This window comes from Nodularia sp. UHCC 0506 (assembly GCF_034931045.1).
Classification (GTDB): domain Bacteria; phylum Cyanobacteriota; class Cyanobacteriia; order Cyanobacteriales; family Nostocaceae; genus Nodularia.
Map to the genome: position 1 here is coordinate 9,028 of NZ_JAYGHH010000025.1, position 24,282 is coordinate 33,309.

General features: G+C 41.6%; 20 protein-coding genes. 10 read left to right on the forward strand and 10 right to left on the reverse strand.

The window, feature by feature from the left end:
* From VB654_RS14710 to VB654_RS14720, 3 genes are all read right to left on the reverse strand, one after another.
* On the reverse strand, nt 1–455 hold a 455-nt coding region (locus tag VB654_RS14710; RefSeq protein WP_416235687.1), incomplete at its 3' end, for an SRPBCC family protein.
* Nucleotides 448–2,481 (reverse strand): GAF domain-containing protein, encoded by a 2,034-nt coding sequence (locus VB654_RS14715; protein WP_323214521.1) that lies wholly within the window; start codon nt 2,479–2,481, stop codon nt 448–450. The genes VB654_RS14710 and VB654_RS14715, both read right to left, overlap by 8 nt.
* A gap of 922 nt (nt 2,482–3,403) precedes the next feature.
* Complete coding sequence (locus tag VB654_RS14720) at nt 3,404–3,739, reverse strand: hypothetical protein (RefSeq protein ID WP_323214522.1); 336 nt, start codon at nt 3,737–3,739, stop codon at nt 3,404–3,406.
* 48 nt (nt 3,740–3,787) lie between these two features.
* Between VB654_RS14720 and VB654_RS14725 the strand changes: the two genes are divergently transcribed.
* The 5 genes from VB654_RS14725 (at nt 3,788) to VB654_RS14745 (ending at nt 9,651) form a co-directional block, all read left to right on the forward strand.
* A complete protein-coding gene (locus VB654_RS14725) occupies nt 3,788–4,060 on the forward strand; it encodes a hypothetical protein (RefSeq protein WP_323214523.1) in 273 nt (90 codons plus the stop codon).
* Nucleotides 4,061–4,186: 126 nt separating this feature from the next.
* A complete protein-coding gene (locus tag VB654_RS14730; protein ID WP_323214524.1) occupies nt 4,187–4,600 on the forward strand; it encodes an alr0857 family protein in 414 nt (137 codons plus the stop codon).
* 363 nt (nt 4,601–4,963) lie between these two features.
* On the forward strand, nt 4,964–5,323 hold the full coding sequence (locus tag VB654_RS14735; RefSeq protein ID WP_323214525.1) for a hypothetical protein: 360 nt from the start codon (nt 4,964–4,966) through the stop codon (nt 5,321–5,323).
* 562 nt (nt 5,324–5,885) lie between these two features.
* Nucleotides 5,886–7,916, forward strand: a complete 2,031-nt coding sequence (locus VB654_RS14740; protein ID WP_323214526.1) for a serine/threonine-protein kinase — start codon at nt 5,886–5,888, stop codon at nt 7,914–7,916.
* Nucleotides 7,917–8,331: 415 nt separating this feature from the next.
* Nucleotides 8,332–9,651, forward strand: coding sequence for a glycosyltransferase (locus VB654_RS14745; RefSeq protein WP_323214527.1), 1,320 nt, complete (start codon nt 8,332–8,334; stop codon nt 9,649–9,651).
* Between the two features lie 136 nt (nt 9,652–9,787).
* Here the strand turns inward: VB654_RS14745 and VB654_RS14750 are convergent, their stop codons facing one another.
* Nucleotides 9,788–12,526: a chloride channel protein gene (locus tag VB654_RS14750; RefSeq protein ID WP_323214528.1), complete on the reverse strand. Its 2,739-nt coding sequence runs from the start codon at nt 12,524–12,526 to the stop codon at nt 9,788–9,790.
* A gap of 88 nt (nt 12,527–12,614) precedes the next feature.
* Nucleotides 12,615–13,928 (reverse strand): TldD/PmbA family protein, encoded by a 1,314-nt coding sequence (locus tag VB654_RS14755; RefSeq protein ID WP_323214529.1) that lies wholly within the window; start codon nt 13,926–13,928, stop codon nt 12,615–12,617.
* On the opposite strand from VB654_RS14755, the gene VB654_RS14760 reads away from it, so the two are divergent.
* A complete protein-coding gene (locus VB654_RS14760; RefSeq protein ID WP_323214530.1) occupies nt 13,927–14,061 on the forward strand; it encodes a hypothetical protein in 135 nt (44 codons plus the stop codon). The genes VB654_RS14755 and VB654_RS14760 overlap by 2 nt on opposite strands.
* Before the next feature lie 46 nt (nt 14,062–14,107).
* Here the strand turns inward: VB654_RS14760 and VB654_RS14765 are convergent, their stop codons facing one another.
* Together VB654_RS14765 and VB654_RS14770 are read right to left on the reverse strand one after the other, a co-directional pair.
* The gene (locus tag VB654_RS14765; RefSeq protein ID WP_323214532.1) at nt 14,108–14,971 is read right to left on the reverse strand and encodes a Tab2/Atab2 family RNA-binding protein; all 864 of its coding nucleotides are present in this window, start codon (nt 14,969–14,971) and stop codon (nt 14,108–14,110) included.
* Nucleotides 14,972–15,006: 35 nt separating this feature from the next.
* Entirely contained in the window at nt 15,007–15,228 is a 222-nt protein-coding gene (locus VB654_RS14770; protein ID WP_323214533.1) for a hypothetical protein, read from the reverse strand.
* A 116-nt stretch (nt 15,229–15,344) separates the two neighbouring features.
* On the opposite strand from VB654_RS14770, the gene VB654_RS14775 reads away from it, so the two are divergent.
* The 3 genes from VB654_RS14775 (at nt 15,345) to VB654_RS14785 (ending at nt 18,883) form a co-directional block, all read left to right on the forward strand.
* Complete coding sequence (locus VB654_RS14775; RefSeq protein WP_323214534.1) at nt 15,345–15,737, forward strand: sugar ABC transporter permease; 393 nt, start codon at nt 15,345–15,347, stop codon at nt 15,735–15,737.
* A gap of 1 nt (nt 15,738) precedes the next feature.
* Nucleotides 15,739–18,093 carry a caspase, EACC1-associated type gene (locus VB654_RS14780; RefSeq protein WP_323214535.1) on the forward strand — a complete coding sequence of 785 codons (2,355 nt, stop codon included), beginning with the start codon at nt 15,739–15,741 and terminating at the stop codon, nt 18,091–18,093.
* Nucleotides 18,094–18,445: 352 nt separating this feature from the next.
* Nucleotides 18,446–18,883, forward strand: a complete 438-nt coding sequence (locus VB654_RS14785; RefSeq protein WP_323214536.1) for a DUF29 domain-containing protein — start codon at nt 18,446–18,448, stop codon at nt 18,881–18,883.
* An 85-nt stretch (nt 18,884–18,968) separates the two neighbouring features.
* Here the strand turns inward: VB654_RS14785 and hemW are convergent, their stop codons facing one another.
* Nucleotides 18,969–20,150: a radical SAM family heme chaperone HemW gene (gene hemW, locus VB654_RS14790; protein WP_323214537.1), complete on the reverse strand. Its 1,182-nt coding sequence runs from the start codon at nt 20,148–20,150 to the stop codon at nt 18,969–18,971.
* 244 nt (nt 20,151–20,394) lie between these two features.
* Between hemW and VB654_RS14795 the strand changes: the two genes are divergently transcribed.
* Complete coding sequence (locus VB654_RS14795) at nt 20,395–21,471, forward strand: PIN/TRAM domain-containing protein (RefSeq protein WP_323214538.1); 1,077 nt, start codon at nt 20,395–20,397, stop codon at nt 21,469–21,471.
* A 211-nt stretch (nt 21,472–21,682) separates the two neighbouring features.
* Here VB654_RS14795 and VB654_RS14800 read toward each other — a convergent pair whose 3' ends face one another.
* The gene (locus VB654_RS14800) at nt 21,683–22,990 is read right to left on the reverse strand and encodes a VWA domain-containing protein (RefSeq protein WP_323214539.1); all 1,308 of its coding nucleotides are present in this window, start codon (nt 22,988–22,990) and stop codon (nt 21,683–21,685) included.
* Nucleotides 22,987–24,243 carry a VWA domain-containing protein gene (locus VB654_RS14805; RefSeq protein ID WP_323214540.1) on the reverse strand — a complete coding sequence of 419 codons (1,257 nt, stop codon included), beginning with the start codon at nt 24,241–24,243 and terminating at the stop codon, nt 22,987–22,989. Before VB654_RS14805 ends, VB654_RS14800 begins: the two co-directional genes overlap by 4 nt.
* Between the last annotated feature and the right edge of the window lie 39 nt (nt 24,244–24,282).

Consider the following 24,282-nt stretch of genomic DNA (forward strand, 5'->3'; position numbering starts at 1 on the left):
CCACTATCCTCACCGTGGGAATAAGGCTCTAAACACCAGCTACCAGAAAAGCCTTTGAAATCTCCTTCCACCATTGAGAAATTAATTGCTTTAGGGAAGCATTCTTCTAAGTCCAAAACTACACGCGCACAAAAGTTAAACTTGAGTAAGCGCTGAGAGCCAATTTGTTCTAGTCGAATACCACCCAGAGGATGTTCTAATATAGAGCTTTTAGCCAGATTAGGAATGAATTCTGGTAAGGCCTCATAATCTGTAAGGACTTTCCAGATGCGTTCAACAGGTTGAGGAATGCGGATTTTCGCCGTAATTTGGCGCTGTCTTTCGGCTATTTTTTCAACTTGAACAGTCACATTTGGTGAGCCAACTGTATCAACAGTCAAGGTGTTTTCTAGCTGTATTTGATCACTAGCCGTGCTGGGATCAAGATGTTCTGCGATGTGGGATTGTTTAGTCACTTTCGGAATATGGTTTGCTTTCATCGGAAAATTGGGGCAAAGTCAGGGTGAAACAAACTTCACTCAGGGAAGAATCTGAGATTTGCATACTCTCAACAGCGATCGCCCCATTCAAGTGCTGTACTAAAGATTTGACTAGGGCAAGTCCCAGTCCAGTACCAGGATGCCAACGTCCTTTACCACGACGGAATTTGTCGAAAATATAGGTCGCTTCCTCTTCAGAAATGGCACGCCCTGTATTCGTCACTTTAATAATAACTTGATTGTTTTCGGCTTCAACTTGATGAAATGCTTGCAAACGAACAACAGTATCATGCTCAGAATAGTTATAAGCATTATTTAACAACTCTTGCAGGATACGGTCAAAACTTTCTAGTTCGGTTTGGAGTGTTAAGGGTTTAGGGGGTAAATCTACGGTAATACTTAAACCTTTATCTCCTATCCTGCGCTCGAAAGCTGTACCTAATTCCTGAATTTTGCTATTTAAATTAATAGTCTCAAATTGCAAGGGTTCTTGATCAGATTCCAGTTTCTGCAAGGTGAGCAAGTCATTGATTAAGTTAATTTCTTTGGTACATTCTTGTTCTAAAATGTCTAAATATTTAGCTTGACGCTCTGGTGCTATTCCCGGCAGACGTAAATTCTTAATTGACATCAGCATATTTGTCAGGGGATAACGCAAGCGATCGCTCATGTTGCTCAAAAATTCATCTTTGAGTTCATTAATTTCTCGCAGTTGTCCCACATATTGCCGTGTTTTCTCGTGCAGTTTGGCTTGGAGTTCCAGACTGCTTTTTAATTTCGCCGTCCGTTCATCGACTACTGTCTGTACTTGCCTTAATGTTTGTGACTGAATTATGGCATTACTCACTTGGGCGCAGACCATTTCTACCAGATTTAATTCTGCCGATTGCCAATGGCGTGGTGCTGCCTGTTGTAAAACGAGGAATCCTAGAACTTTCCCTTGATTTTCTAAGGACATTAACAGCACTGTCGGTAAAGTCTCAATTTTAAATAATGGGGCTACTGTGCTAGTTTCTGGTATGTCTAGATAATCACTGATGATCACTGGGTTGCCAAAGTCTGTAAACACCCGTTGACACAAACTACAATCGGCAAGGCAAAACGTCTGAGCCAAAGTATCCGGCTTAACTGTCTGGGAATTTGGTCTTTCCCGGTTCCATTCACCGATCACGGTAGCTTTGGCCTTGGGAATTTGTTTTTTAGGTTTAGTTCTGAATAATGGATCTGTGTATTTGAGTAAGATCAACAAACCCCGATCTGCTTGTAGTGATTCGGCAGTTGAGGCGATCGCTAATTGGAGCATTTGATTCAACTCCAAGTTACTCCTGCTTAGTACAGTTAATTGCTTAATTAAGCTTTGATGATGGTTAGTTTTTTGGAGATATTGACATTGACTGGCAATCAACTGGGCTTGTATAACTTGAGAAAAGGCGATCGCGCAGGACGATTCTATATCTTTGAGCAGTTGTTTTTCTGACTCGTGCCAATTGTAATTCTCAAATTTTATCAAACAAATTACCCCGTTATTTTTGCCTCCCAACCGCGTAGGCAGTGCCAAAACAGCTTTAATCGGTAATGGCAGGTATTGACATCCAACGACCAAACTGTTTTGAATCGTAGAAATATTCTCTATGGTTAATGGTTCAGCAGCACATTGTACTACTGGTAAGTCCATCATTAACTGTTCCATAGAGAACATCTCGCTGGGGTGCGGCATTCGCAGATACTCATCAGAACACCAATTAGCCGCAGTCGCATGATCTGAGACTTCATGAGTCACTGTAACCAAGCAGCAACAGTCTACATTGAAAGTAATTCCTAGCAATTTAGCAATCTCTTGCAGCATTAATGCCGTTACCGAACTGTTGGCAATAATGTGGTTGATTCTTTGTGCCAGATAATGGACTAGTTCTTCCTGATGCTGCATCAGCTTCACTGGGTATGATTGTGTCCGTTCTAGGTTGTCCGGGTATTGTAATGGCAATGATAAATAATTGTTCATTCCTGGCACGCTCTTGGATAATTACCCCATTTTTTGTGTATCCAATTTCTTGGCATATCCCTTCACCGTTGATGATGTTGCTACACCCTGACGAGTTGCAAATCTTTAAAAACAGTCTTTCACCTGTTATAGCCCTTTTCTATTTCAGATGACCAAGTTACTGATCTATTAAATTTTTGTCTATATAAGCATAAAAATATTTAAAATATACACAATCAGGCTGCATTCAGTACTGTTTAGCTATTTGTGCAGATTTCATTAGCTAACATTAGATTAGGATATCTTGCCGTGTAACTATACATAAACCGTATTTTCTCCTGATTTTAGACAAGAAATCTATAAATTTAACTGTATTAATACTGCTTTTACTAATGAATTTATGTATTTCTTCCTAAAAATCTTTTTGGAGTTAGGTAACTTTACTATTTTTTTGACAAAAAGCCCAATATTATGATTGCAGCACGTCAGCGCCAAATGTAGTGAACCAATTTGGGAAAAGGTACTCAATAAGTCAACTAAGAGGCAGGATTCAGGGATAGGGTGGGTGCTTTGAAGTCGGTATGCAGGAAAAACCCCAACTATATTACGAAAGGTAAACAAGGCGGAAACCCTTACCAATGAACAATGACAAAGGACAAATGACGATCCCCAGCAGTTAACTTTATTTACACTAACTTACTTATGTATTAATAATCCTCAGTAATGTATCTAGAAGAACTAATGCAACACAACTTTGCTCATTTTGAGAATAGATACCTGATCTAAATTTTAATGTAATTTAATTTAAATAAAATTTAAGAGAGCAAATATTTTGTTGATAGAAAATTCCTCCCTAACAAGAATCAAGCTCAATTCTTAATGCAGCCCATTTGTACTCGTAAGTTATGGGCTGCATTCACGGGAATAAAAGACGAATAAAAGACTAAGAGGCTAAACTTTCGAGACTTAGAGGAACCATATCGCCATTCTTCGTTAGTCCTAATAACATCGGTTGTTGCGGTGGAATTAATTGACCTGTAAGTACACAACGTTCTTCTTGTTGAGCTGTCGCAGCTATACTAGCTCGAATATCGGCTTGCGAAAATCGAGGTTTCCACTCACCTGATTTTTGTTGTACATAATTCCAGAGGATATCCCTAATTAAAGCTTGATATCCCTGATTACCAGCTATGTCTTTGAGTTTATCTTTAAGTTCCCGTTCCAAGCGGATACTGGTAACTTCCATGTCAGTGGTGGGAGTGCGAGCGATTGTATGCATAACTTTTGCTCCTAAAAGGTATGGACAGTATAGTAATACAAGTGTAGTATGTTTAAAGAAATCTTCAAATATGTGAAATTTGCTGTGAAATCAGTCCATACTATCTCCACCGCCTTGTGTGCTACCATCTGCCGAGCCAGTTGGGAATTAGTCGCCGTGGAAATGGAGTATTTATTTATGGGCGATGGGAACCGAAAGCGTTGGCAAGTCACAGAGGATAATTATGATTTTAGATATATCAGTATGAGTGTTCTGAGTTTAAAACGGGAAATAAATCAAAGCAGTGGGGGCTACAGATTCAGGAATACTGTACCCAGGTAAGACCAAGAAATTTTGTGGTCAAACTTGAACCCCCGCCTCACCCATAGGAGAAGCGGGGGTTTTTGATCGGCAGTCAAGCTGGAATAGATGTGCAAGCAAACCTGGAATAACAGGAGAGCATCAGGAATGTTGAAATTAACTTACACCGAGAGGAGCTTTTATTTAGAGTGTCTAACTCAGTCACTAGAGACATGGGTGGCAAAGCGAGCAGTTTTTGCGCTGCGTATTGGGGAAAATTTATATGTTGAACCCAGCACGGCTTCCTTTCTGCTTCCTGTTGATTTACCAGGAATTGAGATACTCAAGGCGGAAATTAACCAATATAAAAGTGAAATTATTACCTTGTGCGCCTGTGATAGTCAGTATATGGAAGTCACTTTGAGGGGTTTTTGGCTATCAAATGGTTCTCGTGATGCTGTGGGTTTATTTGTTACCACTATCAGCGATGCGCCAGTTTCACCGATTGAGGTATTTTTGCATCAACTTTGGCAAGAAGCACAAGCGGCTAATTCTGTGGTGAGCGAGTGGTATGATTCGTGAACTCGTCATGACAAAAGAGGTAGGGGAGCAGGGTGTAGAGGGAATTTGGAACTACCCCATCTAAAGGTTGATGTTGCTGTAAAGATAAATCAAATAAATTTCATTCTATAGGTCGATACAAGTGTGAACTATTGACCAGTAGAATTGTGCAAGATGAAAATTGAAATTTGCTGGAAAAATATTTGTGTAAAACACATCAATTAATCAGGTATTTACAATTTGATTATTCAAAGCAGAAAATTTTCAAAAAATAACTAAGCAATCATTAATATTTTAATGCCTACTTTTTTTGTACATAAAGGCATTGACTTATTATCGAATGTGTAAATCTGGCGTTGTTGAAACTGTTATCGAGGAGAAAAAATGAAGGTTTTTGATTTTGTGTTATCCATTCTCAGACCAGCAAGGTTCATAATTGTGGCTTCTGCTTGTACCCTACTATTTTTATCTAGCATATCACCTGTGTTTGCAATCAGTAGCTATCAAAGTGAACCACAGGAAGGCACTACACAACTTCTAGAAATTCAACGAAAAACTGACGAAATGGCTAAATCAAATCCCTCTACATTGAAAGAGGTTCAAGAAAATTCAAATCAAGGGCTTAATGAAGTTCAGGGAAATGCTGACATTGAAAATATGAAGCGTCCTGAAAATTCCCAAAGTTCAACTTCAGTGGAAGAAAATGTGCAAAATTTCCTGGAAAAAGTGACAGGAAAAAAATAAAATAAGAGGAGAGGCAACTATTACTGCCAGGCAGAATTAGAAACTCAAAATTCAAAATTCAAAAGCCTATTTTATTAGCCTTTTATTGGCAGGAATTACGCAAAATCATGAAAAAACGTTCGCGTAGCGTCTCCCCAGGGGAGAAGTTAAGAGGGTTTCAGAGAGTTCTTGCGTAAGTCCTAATTGATTTAAAATAGTTGTGTTATTTCCATTTACCTATACTAGAGATATTATTAAGATTCAAAACCCCGGTTTCTCAAAGTTATCGGGGTTCTGGGCTGGTTCTATAAAAATTACTCAATAGGTGTGTGTAAATCAAGTTAACTGGTGAGAGTGTCAAATAATGTAGTATAATCTATAGAATTAGGGATTTCGTGGCTCTTGTCGTTTTCCTAAAAACAGAAACATGGGTGAGCATTTACCAGAATTTACTATATTTAAGTAACTCCCCAATCCCCTACAGCAGTGTTTTCTACCATCATGACGCAAGGGCCAATCTTAGTTAAGGGAAATTTCGGGGTCAACTTAACATAATTTGTTGTGCAGTCTCGCCTGTCAGATAATGATCTGCTGCTTAAATCCTGATTGCCCAAATCCCCTAAATCCTGACAAAAAGAAGTTATGCCAGGCTTGTAGCACTCCCTTGGTGCCACTGTTGCGAAATCGCTTCCGTGTTATTCGGGTGCTTTCCGACGAGGGGGGATTTGGCAGAACCTATTTATCTGAAGATACAGATAAACTAAATGAGCGTTGTGTTGTCAAGCAATTAGCGCCGAAGTTTCAAGGAACTTGGTCGCAAAAGAAAGCTGTAGAATTATTTGCCCAAGAAGCAAAGCGTCTACAAGAACTGGGAGAACATCCACAAATACCAACTTTGTTAGCTTATTTTGAGCAGGACAACTGTCTGTATTTGGTACAACAGTTTGTCAATGGGCAGAATTTGTTAAACGAGTTACAACGGCGAAAACTGTATAAACCTGGGGAAATTCAAGCAATTCTGCTGCATTTATTGCCTGTAATCAAGTTTATTCATGACCGTGGTGTGATTCACCGCGACATCAAACCCGAAAATATTATCCGAAGACATGGTGATGGAAGATTAAGCCTAATAGATTTTGGTTCCTCGAAACAATTAACGGCGAGGGTACAGAAGAAAGTCGGTACATCCATTGGTTCTCATGGTTATTCGCCATTAGAACAAATTCGAGATGGTAAGGCTTATCCAGCTAGTGATTTGTTTGGTTTGGGGGCTACTTGCTTTCATTTACTCACGGGAATTTCCCCGTTTCAGTTGTGGATGGAATATGGCTATGGGTGGGTGACTAATTGGCGACAATATTTGCGAAGTCCGTTGAGTAATGAATTAGATTATGTTCTTGATAAATTACTCAAAAAAGATATTGAACAACGTTACCAATCAGTGGATGAAGTCATTAAAGATTTGACTCCAAAACAATCCCTATTACTACCACCAGCAGGTAAGTCTTCTAGAAAATTACCAGCAACTCAGATTTCATCTTTACCAGTTAAATATACCTTACTGAAAAATATAGTTTTGGTAAGTGCTTTAGTTCTTTTATTTGGGATTGAAGATTCTTGGTATCAGCAATATCGCCGCCTTCATACTGTTTTATTGTCTCGGTTAAGTCAAAATAATAGTAGTTCAAGGGATTTAGTTGCTGCTGAATCGCCAAATTTGATTTTAAAGGATATTTCCTTAGCTAAAGTTCTGCCAGGTCATGAACATTTGGTTTTATCTGTGGCGATTAGTCCTGATAGCCAGATTTTGGTTAGCAGTGGAGATCGCAATATTAAAGTTTGGAATCTTGTCACAGGAAAGGAAATTGCTATCCTCAAAAGCCATTTCCAGAGGGTAAATGTAGTAGCTATCAGCCCAGATGGCCGGACTGTGGTGAGTGGTAGTGATGATAAAACTATTAAAATCTGGGATTTGCCAACTGGTGAGTTAATTCGCACGCTGAGGGGGCATTCCGATTCAATTCAGGCGATCGCGATTAGCCCAGATGGTAAAACTTTGGTTAGTGGTAGCGATGATCACACGATTAGATTGTGGAATTTAGCAACGGGAAGGTTAAGACGCACACTGAGAGGGCATACATCTTGGGTGCGATCGCTGGCTATCAGCCCGGATGGTGTAACTCTTGCTAGTGGTAGTTTTGACAAGACTATTAAAATTTGGGATCTGAATAATGCTGTTTTTCTCCGCACACTTGGGGAAGATACGGAAACGGTGACAGATGTGGCTTTTAGTGCCGATGGTTTGACTCTGGCTAGTGCCAGCCGCGATCGCACCATTAAACTGTGGAACTTAGCCACAAAACAGAAAACTCAGACACTGGCAGAAAATGCCGAAACGGTGACATCGATTGCTTTTAGTCCAGATAATACCACCTTGGTGAGTGGTGGTCGCGATCGCACGATTAAACTGTGGAATTTAGCCACAGGAAAGGAGATGCGTACACTATTGGGACACGCCGATACTGTCACTTCAGTTGCCATTAGCCCGGATGGTCAAACCCTGGTTAGTGGTAGTGAGGATAATACTATAATGATTTGGCGCGTACCTCAATAATGCTTGTTGCATATAGCTTGCAATTGAGTATCTCATTTACATAATATAAGTTCCAAGACCAACACCAATGAGATAGCAAAGTCTTGAAAACAATCGGCGATGTTAGTCTCCAGTGCTTACATCAGTTTTCATGTACTTGAACCACATTTGTCGTCAGGGCGCAAGGCCTTGCGCCCCTACCACATATTCTATTTACCTGAAAATACCTGTAATTTATCCATCATTGCAAAGTCATAAATTGCAACACATCCAATAATGTGCATTTAAGTAAGTGGGCGTAAATAAAGTTCACTGGTGGGGTCGTCATTTGTCATTGGTTATTGGTAAGGATTTTTGCCAGGTTTTATTAGTTTTAGACAAATAGCCTTTGTGTATACCATAAAAATTCAGAAGGTATCAAACTACATAAATAATCATGGACAAGCAACCTCTCCGTATTGCTATTTTTACAGCAGTATATGCTCCGTTTTTGTCGGGGATTTCCGTTGCAGTACATCAACGGGTTCGTTGGTTACTACAGCAAGGCCATGAGGTCTTTTTAATCCACCCTCAAATCAACGACCAGTACCCCAAAGAAATTTGCTCACGCCCCATGCTGGGACTGGATGAACTGCAATCTTTTCATAAATTTTCTGCTTATGCATACCCAACAAAACCCCTGATCTACTACAAGTCTGCGCCCGAACCATTACACCACAGTCATTGGAGTGATACCAAGTTGCTCGAAAACTTCCAGCCCGATGTTGTGCTAGTTGAAGAAGCACTGCAAATGAGAGGTTTTTATTCACTTTTTTGGGGAGGTTATGGCCGCCCTATTGGAACCGAATATGCACATCAAACGGGTACGCCAACAGTATCACTTTTCCATACTGATGCTGTTGCTTATATCCAATATTTCTTCGGAAATTCATTGTCCAGTTTGATTCGTTCTATCATTCCCCTGATAATCAAACGGTTTAGTGAAGCTTATGACATAAATTTCTTTTGTTCTAAAGAACAGCTTGCTAAGTATAAAAATATGAAAGTTCAACGTGGTGTCTATCTATCTTATCAAGGGGTTGATTGCCAAAAATTTCACCCACGAAATATGATTCACAATCCTATTCCTGATAATAACAGACCAACGATGCTCTTTGTGGGACGAATTTCACCGGAAAAGAATGTCGCTCAACTCTTTGACATATATTCCATCGTTGCTGCCAAAATTCCTGATGTCCATTTGATAATTGTTGGTAGTGGTTCTCAGGATACAGAAATCCGTCGGCGCTCCCAAAAGTTTGCATCTGGTATTACTATTTGGGGTGAGTCTCATGGAACAGAACTTTTGGGTTGGTTTGCTCGTGCAGATGTATTTGTCAACCCTTCAGCCACCGAAAATTTCTGCACAACTAATATTGAAGCACTCGCTTCTGGGACTCCTGTTGTAGCTGCGGGTGTCCCGTCAAGCTTAGAGCAGATATTTCCTAGTGTTAATGGCTTTTTAGCTGAACCCAATAATCCCAAGGATTTTGCCGAAAAGGTGATCACAATTTTGTCAAACCCTGACCTCAAAGAAGAAATGTCTTTACGTAGTCGTAAGTCAATTCTAGAGTTTGATTGGTCGAGATGTATGGAAAAGTTAGAGGAAAAACTTTATCAACTTGTTGAAGCATCAAAACCTTCGGAAGTATTATCAGTCTCGTCACGAAAGAATACAAAAGAGCGTATTGTTATAAACACTCTTTTAAATCAGTAATAACCTGTTCAAAAAAACAAATGAAATCCGAACACATAAGTAACTCTCTACCCTTAACCTGGGAGCGTATTCCAACCAGACGGCAAATGATTCGGCAAGTCAAAAGTTAATTGACATTGCCAAAAAGTATCAAATCTTAACTACTAACTGCGCCTCTGACTAATATGACTGTGCAGTCTACACCAGAGGCGATCGCTTCGGGAATATTACCTTGAACTGCTTGCTGTAATAATCCCTCACGAGAAGCCCCTAAAACCACAACATCATAACCTTCGGTTTTCACTAGGTCAATCACTCCTTCGGCAACCGAATCAGCTTGGACTGGGATAGCAACTACATTGCTGGATAATTTACGGCGACGCATTAATATGCGGATGGCTTGTTCTAAAACGGTCATGTCTGGTTTTGATTGAGATGGTTTAAATACCTGGGTCAGCCGAATGTATGGATCATTCCCCAATGTTGCTAAAGCAGGTAATAATTTTATCGCTACCCTGACATTAGGGCCGCCAGCCATTGTGACTAGCCAGCGATTGAATTGGGGAGTGGGTAGAGATGCGATTGATGCGCCAGCAGGTTGTGGGAATTCTCCTCGTTGTAGAGACTGGTGTTGCATCTCTACAAGGGATTGGGGAAATGGAGAAGCAAATACTATGCGTTCTTTTTGCCCCAGTTTTACTAGCATTACGTCGCAGGTGGCTTGACGAATGATGGTATCGACAACATTGCCAAAAATTCGCCCAGGGGTAGAAGTTTCACCTTTCCACCCCATTAAGATGAGGTTGATGTGTCGTTCTTCAATGGTTTCTAAAATTGCCTGGGCTGGGTCGTGGGCGACTCTAATTTGGGTGTGTAAGGGAATTTTCCACTTTTTAGCTAAAACTTCGGCTTGTCGTAGTAAGCGGCGACTTTTGGCGGTTCTGACTGGTGTTTCCGATGGCGAATTGTGAGGTGATACTAAGATGATTTGCACACACTCGATTTCATAATGGCGATCGCGGGCAATAGCGGCGGCCATTTGCAGGAGGATGGCTGCGGTTTCGGGATTCGCCACTGGTACTAATAATCGGCCTCTGCCAATATTAGGCGATCGCGTTTGATAAACTACATAAGAAGGTTCCGCCTGTGATTCTGGGGTAACGTTGCCATAATTGAGATGTTCAGCTTGGGCGCGGATGATGTCTGCACGGGTAATAATGCCAATTAATTTCCGTCCTTCTACAACTGGTAAGCGGCTGATTTGATAACGATCTAGCAAATAGAGGACATGATTGAGGTTATGCTTGGGTCTGACTGTCATGGGAGACTTGCTCATAATCTCCCTTAACGACACATCCTTTGGTGACTGGCTATTACCCAGGATATATGAGTCACTATCGCGTTTGGTGACAAAATCCGATTGTGTAATAATTCCCACTAGCTTGCCGTTCTCTACCACCGGAAAGCCACGATGATGGGAACGGGAAAATATTTGCATTGCTTCTTCTAATGTTATATCTGCATCCAGAGTTTCGACTCGATGCTGCATAACATCGTTGGCTGTTAACTTGGTTAATATACCTTCGTGGGAAACGGCTTGAGTAATTGTGATCCCTTTTAGCTGTAAGAGTTTGTCATATAGTGATCCTGGCATTACTTTGTCGGAAACTAAGTAAGCAGCTACAGATACAATCATCAAAGGTAGTACCAGATTGAAATCTGTAGTCATTTCAAACACAATCACAATGGCTGTAATTGGGACTTTAGAAACGGCACTAAAAAACCCCCCCATACCCGCTAAGGCGTAAGTTGTAGGAGAATCTACGGCTAAGAAATAAGAGGACGATACACCAATCAGGTGTCCTAAACAAGAACCCAAAATCAGACTAGGTGCAAACAACCCCCCAGGCGCACCTGAACCAAAGGCAATCATGGTCAAAGTGAATTGAGATAAAAAGGCGATCGCAGCGAAAGGTACATTAGCTTCACTGATAATCATATACTCTCGTAAACCCGCATAATCACGGAAAGATTCAGGAAGCATTGCCACGACTAAACCGGAAATACATCCAGCTAAAGCCATCTTTAGCGGCAAGCTGAGGTGTAAAGTCTGATAAATTTTTATACTATTAATTACACCATGATTAAATAATGCACCGAGAAACCCTGCTAAAATCCCCAACAACAGGAAAAAGGGAATTTCCGGCAAAGTGAAGTTACTAGAGTATTGGATCAATTCCAGATTTAGTTCTAAACTGCCACCACCTAACAGTCGGGAGACGACACCACCAATAAACGAAGCGATAATGGCAGTACCTAAAGTTAAACCTGATACATCATGGAGTAACTCCTCAATGATAAATAGTACACCTGTGATTGGGGCATTGAAAGCAGCTGCTAAACCCGCACCCGCACCCGCCGCAATCATCTGTCGGCGATGATCTGGGGAGGTGGGAACCCAGCTACTCATTCCGGCTGCTAAACCCGCCCCAACATGAACGGTGGGGCCTTGTCGTCCCAAAGCCATCCCTGACCCCAGGGTGATAATAGCACTAATTAATTTGACAATTGCCACTCGCCAGGATAATGTAATTGGCACATTAGCAAGAGTGGCTTTAACTTGAGGGATACCGCTACCAGAAGCTTCTGGCGCAAATCTATTCACTAACCAGCCAGCTATAAACCCAAAGCTTAAACCAATACCAGGCAAGACTAACCAGGCAGGTAAAATTTGGCTAGTTTGGACTCGCCATGTCCCTAACCATCCTGATCCTATTTTCAGGAATACCGCAGAAAGGGCAGCTACAAGACCAATAATACAAGCTTCGGCGATCGCTAAACCTTTTCGCGGTTGCAACCAGAGGCGAAAGCGCTGAGTTAGACCAGAAAGCGCCATAATCATGAAAAGTTAATCATTTTATTGCCATTCACTAGCAAAGACTCAGATAAATAGAGTCCTAATGCTGTGATCCTATCTGGAATTTTTAATAAATTCTACCAGTTGTCGATAATCCTTCTACTACCAAGGATGGGGTATAACAAGACCCATTCCAATCAGCATCATTACCTAATGCAACTAATTGTTTGAGAACTGTGTAGACGTTACCTGCGACCATTGTATCTTTAACACGCCCAATTATCTGGCCGTTTTTGACACGATAACCCAAATCAATATTGATAGAAAAGTCTCCAGAAATGCCGTTACCACCACCTAGCATTTGATCCACAATTAAGCCATCATCCATTTGATGTATTAATTCTTGTAGTGATGCCGAACCGGGCTGGATCAAGAAGTTAAATAAACCAGGGCTAGGATAACTGCCAAAACTAGAGCGAAAACCATTACCAGTAGTGTTAATACCTAATTGTTTTCCTGTGGTGCGATCGCAATAAAAATTTTGTAAAATACCATCTTGAATAAATACTAAAGGCGTTGTGGGAGTACCTTCATCATCAAAGGGACAACTATAAGGGCCAGCCTGTGGGTCTTGGTAGAGGGTGAGTCCAGGTGACATGACTTGTTTACCCAGGCGTTCTACCCAAGGAGAAGCGACTTCTAGAATCCGCTTGCCATTTAAAGCGGCTTGTGCAGTTCCCCAAAGCATATCAGCAGCTTTAGAGGTAAATAACACCGGAACGCGACCAATGGGGGTGGGGACATTTTCTCTAGACCAATCTAATCTTTGTAAAATTTGATGCGCTAATTTTTCAGGGTGGAGAATATCCCGTTGGGTTTGACCATCAGCAACACTTAAAAAATCATCGCCCCGGACCCATTCGGCGGCCATATAGCAACTGAGAGTTGTGTCAGTGTAGTAACAATTTAAACCTTGAGTATTGGAAAGTCTAGTAGTTTCAACATCACATTCCCAGTCACTGTTGCAAAGCACATCTGGATAGACATCACGAATCAGCGCGATCGCTTCTTTGCCCCAATTGACCAATACTTCTAATGGTACATCTGACCCGATATCTGGATAAGATGGCTGAGAATTTTTGACTAACTCCACAGCTTCTGGCTGGTTCAGGTAACTCAACGCCAAAGCTCGTTCCACCATTGTTTGTGCGGGGACAGAACCATAAGCTACAGTCAGTCCTGGTCGCCCATTGCGCCACAGTCGTAGAGCTGTACCTTCAGATTGGCTAGTTTCTAGCTGTTTGAGACGGTTAGCCTCAAAAAAGATGGGGCGAGAAAGCGATCGCGACTGATAGACCTCCGCAGCTTCTGCTCCCGACTTGATAGCTAGTTCCAGCAGCTGTTCTGCCAGTGTATCTTGTGACAAGTTTTCCGGACCCATGACCCTCGGTGAATTGTGGATTTTGAATTTTGGTCTGCAAATGAATGAACGCAGACAATTATCCCAAATCATTGGTATCTATCTGCGTTTTATTCACCAAAAAAATTCTCCGAAAATCATCCGCGTGTATTAGTCTGTACCAGTATTAGACCTTTGACTCAATGATTAGTCCTCTCTAATTACGCCAGATTTAAATTTTGTAGTAGCCAAAATCCGGTAAAAGATTCGGCTTGAGGGTCAGACTGGACACCAATAAAATGCACGCCATTAGCTTTTTCTTTGGCTGTCTCAAAACCTTTAGCTTCAGCTAAAGTTTGGGGATTTTTGATATTAGCCAAAATCCAACTTTCAGTAGCACCAGTTTCTAAAACCAATCTCTCCCCTTGTTTAGTATCAAAGTTCAAGCAAGCCAACTCTAAACCTGATAGCCACCCCGCTATCGGTAAAGCTCTAGGTGAGAAAATTAAAACACCAGGAATGCGAGTTTCAGGAGATACGTTTGCCAATTCTAGAGGAAAAGCTTCACCAAAGCCAATTTCCCACTCTGACATATCAGCAAATTCAGCTGCTTGTAGGCTGACAAATGCCCACTGCTTACCTTCCAAAGCATCTGGTAAACGTTGGGGTAAGGGGCTATCTAAGCGCACCGAAAGATTAGTTCCGCCTTGATACCCTGGTTCTTGAGGATAAACTTCCTTCATTCGTTGCTTTAACCATTGATTCAGAACTAAAATCCGGCGGCTAGGTTGGGCAGGGATACCCACATCCTGGCAAGCTTTAGTAATCATATTGCTCATTTGACGGCGGAAAAAGCGGATTCTGATTGGTGCTTCCCCTGCCTTCTCAATTGCTTCTTGTAAAGCCCGACGCAACCAACCCGAATTTACCTCAGTACTGGGGCAATACTGGGCATAACGGAACAAAGAGTCCGGTTTTGTGCTGATATCCGAGGGACTTTCACAAACTAAGACTTCCCAAACTTTTTTCTGTTTTTCGTCCAAAATTGGACGAGAGTAAAAATCAATTTCCCAAATACTACCCATGTTTTGCCGTGAGATTCTGGCGATTTTATATTTTCTTATATTTTCATCTTGACATATACTGTGCGATCGCTGATTTTGCAAGGGTGAGAGGTAATTATGTCTTGCACAGCTTGGAGTCCAGCAGATAAAGAGGTTGAGGTATTTTCATCAATGAGAGAATCAGTTTTTGAAACTGGGACATAGGCGTAACCACCTTGCCAAATTTCTTTGTTTGTATAGCCGCGTTCGCCCTTGGCGTTGCGATAGCAATATTCCAATCGCCAGGCTATTTACGGTGCAAAATGAGCGTTTTATCCCTGAATATTGCGTAAAATACCCAGAATAACTGATACAATCGTTTGAAATGACTATAAGTTATATTTAAGCGATTAATATGGTAAATACATCTAACGTTCAGGTGATAATTTCTCTAACTGAACTGGGTTTAGACGATGAGGATTTGCAAGCAGAAGTCCAAAATTTGCTCCCGCAGTTAAGAGATGTGGACGGGGTAGAAGATGCCGATTTAGTCGCAGTGGAAAACGCACCCAAGGATACGAAAGCTTTAGGCGGCTTTTTGTTGGGGTTGTTAAATGCACAAGTTAACGTTGCTAATATCAAAACTGTGTTTGTTTTTTTGAGCGATCGCCTCGGCAACAAACCCATTAGAATGGTGCTGAAAGCCCCTGATGGCAGAGAACTCAACCTAGAAGCCAGCAGTCGAGAAGAATTTGAATTTGCTATCCAAAAAGCACAGGATTTTTTGAACAATACATCAAACAGCTAAGATGGCGAAGAAAATAGCACTACTGATAGGAATTAGTGAATATCAGCCAGGATTAGCACGGCTACCCAACGCTGTGAATGATGTTGAGGCAATGCAGCGAGTTTTGGTAGATTCAGAAAGAGGTGGTTTTGCAGAAGGGGATGTCACAGTGCTGAAAAATCCCCAACGGCAAGACATGGAAAATGCTATTTATCATTTGTACGCCAATCGTCAAAAAGATGACTTGGTGCTTTTTTACTTTTCCGGTCATGGCGTGACAGTCGAAAATGGTGATTTTTACTTCTCTACTTCCATAACCCAGAAAAATCAAGGAAAATTAGTCCTCCCCACAGCCGTAGCAGCCAAAAGTGTACATGATTGGATGAACCAAAGCAAGTCTAAGCGACTAGTAGTCATTTTAGATTGCTGCTTTAGTGGTGCTTTTGCCAAGGGTTTGACAGCTAAAGATAGTGGTGCTATTGACCTGCAACAGTACTTAGGAGGTGAAGGAAGGGCAATTCTCACAGCTTCCACCTCCACACAATACGCGTTTGAGTCTGATGGTTTAGACCTTTCGATTTATACCCATTATCTGGTAGAAGGGATATCGACAGGTGCAGCAGATCAAGATGGGGATGGTTTGATTGCAGTAGATGAGTTGCATCAGTATGCGAAAAGCAAGGTGCAAGAAGCATCCCCCGCTATGACACCAGAATTGTATCCCCATAAAGACGGTTATCGGATTTTTCTGGCGAAGTCGCCCAAAGATGACCCCAAGCTGAAGTATCGCCAGGAATTTGATATTATTGCCTTTGAAGATGAAGGAGAAATTTCTGAAATTAATCGCTTTTATCTTGATGAGTTGTGGAATCAGTTGGGATTAACTCTTGACGAGGCTAATGGAATTGAGTTTGAGGTGCTGGAACCTTATCGTAAACGCCAGGAAAAATTGCAACGTTATGAGCAAGCGTTACAGCAGATTACAGAATATCCACTCAGCAACAAACACCGCAAGAGTTTAAAACGCTTACAAAATATCTTGAATCTGCGAGATCAAGATATAAAGACAATTGAACAACGCGTTTTAGCCCCAAAAGAAGCGAAATATCAGATCCAGCAAAAGGAAGCCCAAAGATTACGCCAAGAAAAACAAGAAAGAACTGAATATGAGGCTAAACTCTACCGTTATGAACAGGAATTATCTCAGGCAGTTAAAGTTGGGTATCCTCCAGATGAGTTTGTCCGTAATGGGTTGAAAAAGTTTCAGCAAGATTTAGGACTAAAGAATGAAGATGTAGCATCAATTGAACAACGAATATTTGCGCCAAAGCAAGTAGAATATGAACGCCAGCAACAGGAAGAGCAAAGATTAAGAGAAAAAGAACAACAGGAAAGAATTGAATATCAAAGACAACAAGAGGAAAAATTACGCCGACAACAAGCGGAAAGATTACTTCAAAAACAACGAGAAAGAGAATCATCTAAACCTCCTTCTCCCGCAAGTATTCAAACTCAGCCTTTTGAATTTGAAACGGCTACCATAACGGTAACAAGTCAAGGTTTTTTAGGGATAGGGAAAAGCTATGATATCAACCGCCGTCGGGGACGCGCCGAGTTTTTTACAGAAGACTTGGGTAATGGTGTAGTTATAGATATGGTGGCAATTCCTGGGGGTACATTTCTCATGGGTTCGCCAGAAAATGAGCCAAAACGACGTGACTCTGAAAGTCCCCAGCACAGCGTCACCATTCAACCCTTTTTTATGGGGAAATTTCCTGTTACTCAAGCGCAATGGGCAGCAGTTGCCGCTTTTGATAAAGTGAAGATTGATTTAAAATCCGACCCATCTTGTTTTAAAGGTGCTAATCGACCTGTTGAATATGTTTCTTGGAATGATGCAGTTGAGTTTTGCGCCCGACTATCTCAAAAGACTGGAAAAACCTATCGCTTACCCAGTGAAGCTGAATGGGAATATGCTTGTCGGGCGGGAACAACTACGCCGTTTTATTTTGGTGAGACAATTACCACAGACTTGGCTAATTACGACGGAAAATCCACTTATGGTTCTGCACCAAAAGGTGAATATCGAGGGCAAACAACCGATGTGGGAAAATTTCCTGCCAACCCCTTTGGTTTATATGATATGTGTGGTAATATATGGGAATGGTGTCAGGATGAGTGGCACAAAAATTATAATAATGCACCCGCAGACGGAAGCGCTTGGTTAATTGATAATCAAAAACGTATGCTGCGCGGTGGTTCTTGGTTCAACAATCCTGCTATTTGCCGTTCGGCGTGTCGCGACTACGGTCTTGCGGGCAACAGCAACTTCAATGTCGGTTTTCGGGTTGCGTGTGCTGCTGCATGGACTCAGTAGCCCTTTAGACTCTTTCCCTCTTGCCCTCTACACTATTTTCTTTTCCCTTCTTACCGTCTCGCGCTTGGCGCGATCAAATATTTTTTTTATTTTTGGATGAGTAATTAACATAATACATAATCCTAGTCATTTAATCAAGTGGTAAGTACCTCAAACTTAAAAAACGTAATACCCAGATCCCCGACTTCTTGAAGAAGTCGGGGATCTATATCGTCAAGGTTTTATGTTTAATTAGGTTGACCTACTTATTTGTATTTGTAAACAATGGCTAAAAAGTTAAGTCCTCCCAAGTCAGATATATATATTTGTACCCAAACAGAGGAGGAAACGCCATAAAATTCAGTGAAAAACTATGAACCCAACCAGCCATGAAAATGATTTTTATGCTTGGACACAACAACAAGCGCATCTGTTGAGACAAAGACAAATACATCAATTAGATTGGCTAAAAATTGCTGAAGAAATCGAAGATATGGGACGGTCTGAAAAACGACAATTAGCCAGTAGATTAGAAATACTAATTATGCACTTACTTAAATGGCAATTTCAGCCTAATCTCCGTTCCCGCAGTTGGCAATTAACCATCAAAGAACAACGTCTACGTTTAGAACAACTGCTGCAAGAAAATCCTAGTCTTCAATCCCATCTTACCGAAATTATAGACAAAGTTTATCCGTTGGCTACCATCAGCGCCGAAAAAGCAACAGGTTTATCTTTATTTCCGCAAACTTGTTGTTACAGCTTAACAGAAATTTTATCAGCCGATTTTTTTCCAGAATCAAATAATTGAAAAATATCAGCATATCAGTATTATATAGATCCCCGACTTCTTGAAGAAGTCGGGGATCTGATCCTTAGCGAGGAAAGGTCGTTAGTTATCCCAACTTTTCAAACAAATCAGCCAAAACCACATTAGAAAACAAAAACCCTTGGGGATCAGATAAACGCAACCTTTCCCCAACCACTTCCGCCCAACCCTTTTCTAAATAAGGCTGTAAACATTGGTGAATCTCTTTTACCTTCCCTTCCCCAAACTTCTGTGCCAACATTGCCAAACTCACACCCTCAGCCAACCGCAACCCCAACATTAAAGTTTCTAATAATACCTCTTCTGGTGGAGTCACTTCGCAATCAATTACACCCCCAGCTTTCACCCACTGGTAATACTCCTGAGTTTTGCGTGGACGAGTAAAGCGCTTGCCCTTGATATAACTCGCAGCACCCATGCCAAAAGCATAATAAGGGCGGTTTTCCCAATAGACTCGATTATGCTGACATTGATGCCCAGGACGAGCATAATTAGAAATTTCGTAATGTTCATAACCAGCACTTGTCAAAACTTGCTGTGCTGTTTCGTACATTTTGACCGTGGTTTCATCCGTGGGTAAAGGCTGATCCCCTGGTTTGTAGTAACGACCAAAAGCCGTCCCAGCTTCTATGGTAAGGTCATAGATAGATATGTGAGTAGGCATTAACGTTACTGCCTGCTTTAAAGAATCCTGCCATTGTTCCAAAGACTGATGCGGCAAACCTGAGATGAGGTCTAAGCTAAATTCGGCTATTTCTACTTGGTGAATTAAGTCCACAGATGTGAGAATATCTACAACAGAGTGCGATCGCCCCGCAAGCTGCAATAATTCCTGTTGAAACGCTTGTACACCCAAACTTACCCGATTTACGCCAACGCTACCATAGCCAGATAAATGTGCTAAATCAAACGTACCTGGGTCTACTTCCATAGAAATTTCTGCACCAGCAGCAATCCCAAAATGTTTTTCTAGGGTTGCCAATATCCGTTGTAACTGTTCTATAGATAGTAAAGAAGGAGTCCCACCACCAAAAAAAATTGTTTTCAGAGGTTCACCAGATGCAGCCGTCATGGTAATTTCTTGGCATAGCACCTCTACATATTGAGAGATAGTACCAGATGTTTCACCCCGCAGGCGATCGCCCACCACAGAAACCGGGAAATCACAATAAAAACACCGCCGTCTGCAAAAGGGAATATGGACATATGCAGAACTGGGAACACCCGAAATATTAACTTTTTGACTCATTATGAGAAAGAATTAATTAATTTAACTAAAAATTCAAAACAGCGAAAACAAGCAGTTTTTTGCCAAAAATTTATCGTTTTACAACAAAATAATGAAAAATATTAAGAGAAAACACTTTAGTTATAATATTTGCAGATATTCCCTGCTTCAACGCCTAGTGTAAGTCAATATTGATTAATCTCTCTTACCGATGAAAAATACTTGACTTTATAGGGTCAAACAATCGCAGGAAAACAACAAAACTATGCTTGATGCCATTATCATTATCTCATTCATCCTAGCTGCTGCGGGAATAGGGTTCTATAGCATTGAACTACTACCCGATGGTTCCCTAGACACGGTAACAAATTTAGAAGCTTTACGCTTAGTTGTTGCCGTCTTTGCCGCTATTCTTGGCGGTGCAGTCGGGCTGAGTTTCCAAACGTCATATCGACGCTTAGAAGCACAAGTCCGAGAAATGCCTCTAGAAATGATTTTAACTCGTGCCATTGGCTTGGTAATTGGGCTACTGTTAGCTAACTTAATGCTGGCCCCATTATTCTTGCTACCTATCCCAACAGATTTTGGCTTTATTAAGCCACTGGTGGCAGTTGTCGGCAGTATTTTACTGGCGGTTACAGGGATGAATTTGGCCGATACCCACGGACGGGGTTTATTGCGGTTCATTAATCCCAACACTGTAGAGACAATGGTAGTGGAAGGAACACTAAAACCTGCCAATACCAAAGTTTTAGATACCAGTTGCATTATTGATGGTCGCATTGAAGCCTTACTAGAAACCGGATTTCTAGAAGGACAAATTTTAGTCCCACAGTTTGTCTTGCAGGAATTGCAGCAAGTAGCCGATGCCAGTAAAGACCAAAAGCGAGTACGGGGACGGCGGGGATTAGAGATTCTCAACCGGATAAAAAAAGATTATCCAGACCGCATCTTGATTAACCCCGTTGATTACGAAGATACTGCCACGGTCGATGCCAAATTAGTCCGGTTTGCCCAAGAAATCAACGGGACACTGCTGACTAATGATTACAATTTATCGAAAGTAGCCAGTGTGCAGAAAGTACCCGTTTTGAATGTCAATGACTTAGTTAATGCTGTGCGTTCTACTTACTTGCCTGGTGATAATCTTGACCTAAAAATTCTCAAAGAAGGTAAAGAACCCAGTCAAGGAGTGGGCTACCTAGACGATGGCACAATGGTTGTGGTCGAGGAAGGTAGTAATTATGTCGGTGGTGAACTCAGAGTAGTAGTTACGAGTGCTTTGCAAACATCCGCCGGACGAATGATTTTTGCTAAACCTCAAGCTTCGGCATTAGCGTGAGGTAAATGTCAGGTGCAATTAGAGTTAAATTGTGCAATCGGTGTAGTCAATCTGCACCGATTTTGTTTAGGGTGAAGTTGGAAAAAAATGGTAACTGGTGTAGTCAGAATAAATAATAACTAGATGATGAATCCAAAAGATTTGGATGATTTTTCATTTAAAGGGCAGGCAAGACTTGTACTGAGCTTGCCGAAGTATGCCCACCCTACGCTTAGGAATCTTGTAAAACAGTCTTTGATACCATCCTCGTTTTTTTGAGGTCTGCTTCCGAAAGTTGTTCCCCAGCTTGCAGACGTGTAGCGGAAGTTTGCAACACTGTGGCTGCACCTTGATCTCCTATTTGTAAGGCGGTTTTAGCAGCTGTTTGTAACATTGTCGCTGCACCGGCGCGATCGCCTTGTTGTAATTTTGTTTCGGCTAACTGAGTTTGTCGATACTTAGCTAATGTCAAAATAGACTGCTGCACTGAGGGATTGGGTGCAGGTCGATAGGGCTTGACCACATCTGCGTATATCGCTACCATTGGTGAAACTAATCCTTGTTGATTCACGGATGGATCATCGTAGCGAATTTGTAAATGTCCAATTACCTGTTTACCTTCTGGTAATTGTCCCAGATAAATATTAGCCAGAACCACTCGTTCCATATCTTGCATTAAATCACCCAAACGCACGGCAAAGCCTCCGTGAATTTCTGTTTCCACTGGTAACTCAATGGTGTCTGGGGCAACTTGGGCAATGGGTTTAAATTCTGCTAGACGGACATCAGGAATAAAAGATAGCAACAGGTAGGCATTGGTGAGCCTCACAGACTGGATGCGCCGCAATAAATGGCGAAACTGGTCTAATGCTTGTTCAGGACGCTCAATGTGGGCTAGAGTGCCACCACCGGCATCAGCAATTTTTTCTAATAGATTCTGGTTCCAATCATTACCAAAACCCAAAGTATTGATCGTCAGGTTGATTTTAGTTGCTTTGTGGGCAAATTCTAGACAGCGCTTATTGTCATCTTTGCCAATTTCAAATTTCCAAATCCGTAAACTGCTTTCACCATGACCATCTGTGAGTAAAAAGGCTTGGGAAACTGCACCTTTTGTCCCTTTCATCAGTTCTGTGATTCCTAGTTGTAAACCTTCAGCAATTGCCGTCCCACCACTAGCCTTGAGTTTCTTTTTAATCTGGGCTTTAATACCTTCGAGGTCTTGGACTTTCTGGTTAGGGATAATCACTTCTGCTTCCCCGGCAAAGGCTACAACCGAAATGCGGTCGCCGGAGGTGGGTGTTTCGCCATCACTTGGCTGTAGCCGATCTAATACTTGCTCTACAGCCTGAATGACTGTGGTGATAGGTTGACCATGCATGGAACCACTCTTATCTAAAATTAAGCATAAATTGAGTGGCAAATGTTGATCAAATTCACCAGCGAGTGCAGAAATGGAAATAGATAGTTGACGTTGGTTGCTCGATTGAGCCGCATCAACATTAGTATCATTTAAGGCACAGAGCAGTTGAACTTTCATTGGTGAGGAGTATCTTGCAACACGGTTTTTGAGACAATTCTGGTTTTCTTGCGATCGCTATCAGATAAGTCACCACCAGATTGGAGTTGCGTGGCGGAAGTTTGTAACACCGTCGCCGCACCTTGATCCCCCATTTGCAAAGCAGTTTTTGCCGCAGTTTGGAGCATTGTTGCTGCACCGGCGCGATCGCCTTGTTGCAATTTTGCTTCAGCTAACTGGGTTTGGCGGTACTTGGCTAAGGCCAAAATAGACTTCTGCACACGAGTATCTATCTGTGGTTGGTAAACCCCACTCACATTGGCATAGACTGGGATATTTTCTGTAAATAAACCCATTTGATTTTGAGCCGGGTCATCGTAGCGAATTTGGACATTAGCGATCGCCTGTTTACCTTCTGGCAACTGTCCCAGATAAATATTAGCCAATATCACTCGTTCTGAATCTTTCATTAAATCTCCTAAACGCACCGCGAAGCGTCCATCTGCTTCTTGCTGTATGGGTAACTCAATGGTGTCTGGGGCAACCTGGGCAATGGGTTTGAGTTCTGCCAGGCGGATATGAGGTTTTAAAGACATGAGTAAATAGGCATTGGTTAATGCCACCGTTTGGATGCGGCTGAACAGGCGATTAAACTCGTCTGCTGCTTGTTCCGGTTTTTGAATGTGGGACAGACTACCTAAGCCAGCATCAGCGATTTTTTCTAAAACATCCTGATTCCATTTGTCACCAAATCCTAACGTGTTCAACGTCAAATTATAGCCAGTGGCCAGTTGAGCAAACTTCAAACAACGTTGATTATCACCGTGTTCATTTTCGCCATCAGTTAATAAAAAGGCTTGAGAAACAGTTTCTTTTTTTCCCTTGGCTAATTCCTCAATTCCCAAACGTAAACCTTCATCAATTGCTGTCCCACCGTCGGCGGTGAGGCTGTTAATTTGTTTTTTAATTCTTTCTGGGTTGGCGATGCTTTGATTAGGGACTAAGACTTTGGCACGGTGATCAAAAGCTACAACACTGAGGCGATCGCCAGGCTTAAGTTTATCTACCAGACCAATAGCGGCTTGCTTCACAGTTTCTAAAGGCCGCCCGTGCATCGAACCACTATGATCGAGAATTAAACATAAATTCAGGGGAATATTGCGGTCTTGAATTTCCGCGATCGCCGAAATTGATATTGCCAACTGACGTTGACTGCTCGATTGATGCGCGTCCAAATTACCATCATTCAAGGTAGGCTGCAAATTGACCTTCATAACCGAAAATTCCTATTGAGCATATTTATATAAATAACT